The sequence below is a fragment of the Terrabacter sp. AAH1 genome (genome assembly GCF_054456855.1).
Genome location: NZ_JBTJJV010000021.1, coordinates 42,754 through 48,972, shown reverse-complemented (window position 1 = coordinate 48,972; position 6,219 = coordinate 42,754). Strand labels below are relative to the sequence as shown.

The window sequence follows — 6,219 nt, the reverse complement described above, 5'->3', positions numbered from 1 at the left end:
GGGAAACGCCCGGCTCCATTCCGAACCCGGAAGCTAAGCCCTTCAGCGCCGATGGTACTGCACTGGTGACGGTGTGGGAGAGTAGGACGCAGCCGGACAACCATTCACGACAACCCCGCCAGGTATCTGGCGGGGTTGTCGCATTTCCGGGTTTATCCTTGAGATTCGTGTTCTGTCTGCCAGGGGCTTGGGTGGGGACTTCTGGGCCGTCGAGGACGGCGAGCAGTACCACCTCCCTTGCGACGTGGACCGGGTCGGCGGTGCGGCAACGGACGGTCCCTGGTCCATGCTCTAGGCGGGGCGTCCTTGAATTCGTTCGGGCGAACGTGCAGTCGATTGGGTGCGCGACGTTCTCGGACGTGGTGGCCAGCGACAAGGCGCCGGGGCCAGTGCTCCCTGCTCTCGGGGGGATCTACGAGATGTGGGCGCCGGCGGCCGAGGGGAACTGGCACAGCGAGGCGTTCCGCGACCCGTGGATGTTCGCTGACCCTGACAGAACGGTGGCACATGCTCATCATGGCGCGGTCGGTGGCTGGCCTCCCTGACGATTCCTCGGACCGCGTCGACCGCGGGGTGGTGGGGCAGCGGGGTCGACCGACATGGAGAGCTGGGAGCTCGGGAACCGCTGTCGGCGCCCGGTAAAGGGGGATCTGGCAGCTCGAGGTTCTCCAGCCGATCGTAGTGGCCGGGTAGGAGGTGCTGCCTTTTATCTGCATGGCGGGTGCTCAGACCGGCTCAAGGCGACGGGGACCCTGGGCAGTGTGTGGATCTCCCTCGCCGAGTCGCCGCTCGGCCTTAAGGCATCGACGGCCCGACGGCCCGACGCGAGTTCATCACCCAGAGCGAGAGCTGCGAGGCCAAGTTCGTGGCCCTTCCCCAACGAAACCGGCGGCCAGTTCAGCGGCGAGATCACCGACCCGTATGCCGTCATCCCGGAGGGCGACCGCCTCGCCCTTACGCCGGCGCTGAGCTCGAGGGGTCGTCAGGCGACTGAGGTTCGGCGGGGTGCCGTCTACCCCCGCGAACGCTTTGTCCGCAACCTCGCCCCGGCCCGCGTCGGCCCGGAGTGGCGCGGCACGCGCGTGCAGCGATGGCGGGTGCCAAGACGCAACGCGCGCTCTGGGTACGCTAGCCCTTCAATGGACCTGTGCGGTGTGTGCGCAACAGCAGTGCGGGTCAATAGTTTTGGTGGAGAGGTAGCGCGTGGCGACGTTCGTCGAGTTGTTCGCCGGTTGCGGCGGGATGTCCCTTGGTCTCGAGGCCGCAAGCCACACGATGGTCCTGGCGAATGAGCTGTCACCCATGGCTGCGGAGTCCTATGCCTACAACCTCCTCGGGAGCGACATTCGTGACGAGGGCTTCGCGGCCACTCCGGTCTCGATGCGTCCCGTCCTATGGTTAAACAGCAGGTACGGCTCGGGGGATGTGCGTCCACGACTGGACGAGAATCCTCACGAATATGCGTCTGCGCCTCAGGTGAACGAGCTCGGTGAGTCGAACCTCAAGGGCAAGCTTGTTGTGGGGGACCTGAGGCGCCTGAATGAGTACGTGAGCGTCCTCAAGCGGCCCCTTCTGGACGCGCCGCCCGACATCGTGTCTGGCGGCCCGCCATGCCAAAGCTTCTCCATGGCCGGCCTTCGCGAGCTCAGCAACCATCGGAATAGGTTGCCGTGGGAGTTCGCAAGATTCGTCAGCGTGCACCAGCCCAAACTGGCGATCTTGGAGAACGTTTCAGGGATCCTGCGCCCATTCCTCGACAAGGGACAGCGCGTTTACGCCTGGCTCGAGGTGGCCAAGGCGTTCGCCACCGTCGGTTATGCGCCCATTTGCCTTCATGTGAACGCGAAGGACGCCGGAGTGGCGCAGAACCGCCCGCGGTTCATCATGATCGCCGTCCGGGATGTGCATATAGCGGACGTGAGGAAAAACCTGGGTGCCGACGGGGACCTGCTCGATTGGGGAACGGGTTTGCTGAAGACGCTGGCCACAGGCGAGAAAGTGCGCGAGGGCCAGCAAGATGGGGGGGTTGTGGATCTCACGCGCCCAGAAGTGGCAGAGCGATACCACGACGGTGTTCTGAGAGATCTGCTCACAACCGCGCATAGGCCTTTCACCGTGGAAGATGCGATAGGTGACCTGCATGACCCAGATAACCCGTCCCTTTCTTCATACGCTGTCAACATCAACACGACGCTGGGCGCGCACGTCACCGCCGCGCAAAGGAAGTGCGTTAGCAGTGGTCTTGCGAACAACGAACACCGAAGGCACACCGCGCTGGTGCAGGCGCGATTTCGCTTGTACCAGCGCATAGAAGAAGTCTCGGCCACCGGTGTGCGGCTGGATGGGGTACGCGCCTTCCTGCGCGGCGCTGAAGGGGTGGGGCTTCCAAGCGAGAAGGAGCTGCGTTCACTCCTGAGGAACGGGCCACTCCGCGACGCAGCTGGCGACGAAGTGCGCAGGGAGCAAGAGGTTTTGCGTCTTGTTTTCCAGCTTCGGACTCGTAAGCGAACGCAAAAGGCGCTGCGTCGAGGTGTTCCTGCGCCGGCCGCTCTATCCATACCAGACGACGCATGCCACTACTCCGAACCGAGAACCCTCTCGGTTAGGGAGATGGCGAGAATTCAGTCTTTCCCAGACAATTTTGAATTCCGCTCAGTGCCTACTACTGGGGGGGCGCGGCGCAAGTATCAGGTCCCGCAGTACACTCAGGTGGGAAACGCTGTCCCCCCTAAACTTGCTTATGCCGTGGGACGCGTCGCCGCAGCGATGCTGGGGGAAAGTATTACACCGTCCCGCTTCGAAACGAAGCTTGAGAACTCTTGGGTCGGTGGGGAGCGGGAGCTCGCCCTGGTGGACTAGGTTGTTATCGTGCCACTGGGATGGACTGCGGAAGAGAACCGTGAGGTCGTAAGGGCCTACATGGACATCGTCGAAGCTGACATGCAGGGGGCCCCGGTAATTAAGACGCGCGTGTACAAGGACCTGGCCGAGAAGCTCGGCCGGGCGCCAAAGGCCGTCGAGTACAAAATGCTCAACGTGTCAGGGGCGTTGGTAGACATGGGCTTCGGCTTTGCGCGTGGACTGGCTCCGGCCAGAAACTTCCAGCGAAGCCTCATCGACTTGGTGCACCTTGAGGGGGAACGTCGCCCTGAAGCCCTTGCTTATCTGGCGCGCCGCAAGGCGAGTGGAGCGGCGACGGGGCGGTCTCCATCACGTGCTGACGTTCCTTGGGTAGCGCCTGACCGAGAAAAACCATCACGGGAGCAAAGCGAGACCTTCTACATGCACCTTTATGACTTGTGGGACCTTGGCACGGGTGGCAGCGACGTCGCTGCATCGCCCGATACGAGCTCCAATGTGCCTCACGCTCCCACCCCTGCTGCCGTTGATCAGGCCGCGAGTTGGCTCCAGCAGGCACTCGCCGGGGAAACCAAGAACCGGCGAATGCTCTTTCTGGTTGGCGGCCCTGGCGGCGGCAAGTCCTTCGTGGCATCGCGAATCACAGGCTCTTTGGAGCGGCTTGACGGCCGCAAGGATGGTCTGGCCCACAGGGAGTACTCGTTCATGAGCCCGGGGGGCGAGCTGATCCTCATTAATGACGCGACGATCCCCCCCGAGGAGAGAAGCGGCCGGGCGGGCTCGACATTGTCCGCCGATATCCAGAAGAGTCTAAATCGGCATTTGCTGGCCTGCGTGAACCGCGGTGTTCTGGTAGACGAACTCTCGGCAGAGGACCGAGCCTCCGCCGGATCGATGGTTTCCTCCTGGCTTAGGGGGGAGGAGAGCGAGGAACCTGAGGGGCTGCCCTGGTCGCGCCTAACGGTTATCGCTAAGTCCGAGTATCTGCGTCAAGCGACCCTGGTATCAGGCGGCTCGACGATTGAACTGATGGCTGTCTATGTCGATGTCTGCTCACTCCTCGAGCCTGTTCCGGACTGCAACCTCCGCGCCTCAGGCCTGCTTGATGGCGAGCCTTATAAACTGCGCGGCTTCGAGTCGAAATCAAATCGCCTGGATACGCCCGCTGGCGAACTGCTCTCTTCAGTGGTCGATCACTTGTCTTGGCCTGCTGAGTTCGAGTACGATCCAATCGCAGCCAATCTGCAGACGTTGAGTCAAGAGAGGCCTCGAAACGGACTTCTGACCATCCTGCGAAGCGGAGAAATCCTCACTTCACAACGGCTAACTTTCCGCGAACTGTGGGGAGCTATCGCCCGGTGTGTCGCGGGCTCACTTCCGGAGACCATGCCGCCGGAGCACTTGGTGGAGTGGATCCTAACGAATACACCAGACTCGCTGGACGACCCAAGAACTGCCTTCGAAAAGGTGCGAAGGCTTGCCGCGGTTCGGTTCTGGCAAGCATTGTTCGGTGAGCCGGCAGAAGCAGCAACCCGGCACCCAGTCCTGCGCCTAACGGCTTCCGCAGATCCAGCTCGCGACATGATTCCGGGAAAACCTGACGATCAGGGCGACGGCTGGGCCACTCCTGTCACAGAAGCGTTCTCCAGCGCTGAGTTGGGCGACTCGCCTCTTCAAACACTGCTCCTCAGTGCGGGTACGCCTCAACTGGAAGAAGCCGTGACAGCGTTCGATCGGCTTCTCGACGACCGCTACGTCGAGGCCATGCACCATTCCACCGACTCACGATGGTCCAGCGAGGCAACCGCGTGGTACGGCACGTACCTGACGCGAATGCTGGCGGTCTGTCTGGGGTATCCGGCATTCAAGGCCGACGTGAGCTCTTGGGTGGAGGCCTGGCGGTTGTCGCCGGGGTTGCCTGAGGTTCTACGTAATCGTCTTGAAACTCTAATTAGCCCTCCACGGGATCCGGAGACGAGTTCTCACAGGTCGCAGGTGCCATTGTTCGCGGCACGTGCGGAGGCGATTCGTGGCAGGCCCGACTCCCCGGTGCTGGCGCTCGATGTGGAGGACATAGATCTGGAGACACACCGGGACGGCGAAACTCTCTTGCTCAGAATATCGAGGAAGGGAGAAGAGGTCGGAGTGGTCCAATTGGACCTGAACCTGGTCCGCGAGGCAATGGCGTGCGCGGGGGGATGGGTCGGCATGACAGACGCGACTGACTCGACTGTCCCGCGTTTGGAACGCTTCCGATCCTTGCAGCTCTTGGCGTCGCACCGTGGAGCAAGCAGTATTCGGATAGTGACTCCTATTCACGAGTATCAGGTCACAGTGGCAGGCAAGGGGCTATGACAAATCCACTGATAGTCCCGCTGAATCGGCCACAGTATGTCCCTATCGGCGAGGTTTTGGTATCCGAGCTCGCGCGGCGAGCGTTGAGCTGGTCCCCTGCGGAAGAGGGCCCCGAATCAGGAGCCTACGAGCCCCCCGAGTCGGCTAAGACGTATTCCGGGATCACGGATCCGAACGCCCCGCGGCGCTTCACCGCTCGCCAGGGCGGGAAGGGTGCTGTGAGCGTCGCTCCTTCCACCGCAGAGCAGGCCACGTGGTTTGCCTCGGCGCTCCGGCACGCTGGCCTACAGACGGATGCGCCGGATGATGTTCTGACGCAAGCGCTTGTCGACGCCGCAACCGGTCTCAGGAGCGACCAGGGAAAGGGCGCCTCCGCAAGCCCAATGTCGCGCAACTTAGCCCTCTCACAAAACTTGCGCGGGGTGCTTGGTGCTCCGAGGCCGCCCGATATGGGTGGAATTTTGGAGACGATGCATGACATGGGGCGCCACCCCGACTCTTCCTGCTCGGTAGAATCAATGGGTGCACGCTGGATCCAGGCCGCTGCGACCCGAACAACAGAGGACCCCGTTCTGAGGGCCCTCGATGCCGCGCTAGGACGATACGCTGCCCTAAATAGGTACAGGGAAAAGATGTCGGACGGCGTAGAACCCGATGATTCAGGCGTAAGCGCTGACGCCTGGAGCCGCTATGCCTATAAGGATACGCCGTTCAGCTGGTTGCGAGACAGCTGGAGAAAGCTGACGGACGACTCTTGGGTCGCGGCTATCCCACCAAGAGTTTGGGCGGACTGGTGCAGTATGGTCCTGAGAATGGGTTTGGCTTTCGGCTTTTTGTGGGAGTGCCGTTGGTACGAAGTCGTCGGCCGCTCAATTCTCATGCAAGACAACAATCCCGTCGATATTGCTACCCACATGTCGACGCCTCTGCTTCCGTGGCCTGGCAAGCGCCTGCCTGTGGCGTCGCGCAACGTAAAGCCCGTAATAAAACTGACGGCGAGCCGCG

General features: G+C 62.1%; 2 protein-coding genes and 1 rRNA gene. All 3 read left to right on the top strand.

The annotated features are described in order from the left end of the window. Nucleotides 1-98 (top strand): 5S ribosomal RNA (rrf, locus tag ACXR8F_RS20745); the annotation flags it as partial. 1,105 nt (nt 99-1,203) lie between these two features. Then, nucleotides 1,204-2,859, top strand: coding sequence for a DNA cytosine methyltransferase (locus ACXR8F_RS20740; RefSeq protein WP_458803410.1), 1,656 nt, complete (start codon nt 1,204-1,206; stop codon nt 2,857-2,859). A gap of 60 nt (nt 2,860-2,919) precedes the next feature. After that, on the top strand, nt 2,920-5,214 hold the full coding sequence (locus tag ACXR8F_RS20735) for a hypothetical protein (protein WP_458803408.1): 2,295 nt from the start codon (nt 2,920-2,922) through the stop codon (nt 5,212-5,214). Nucleotides 5,215-6,219 lie beyond the last annotated feature (1,005 nt).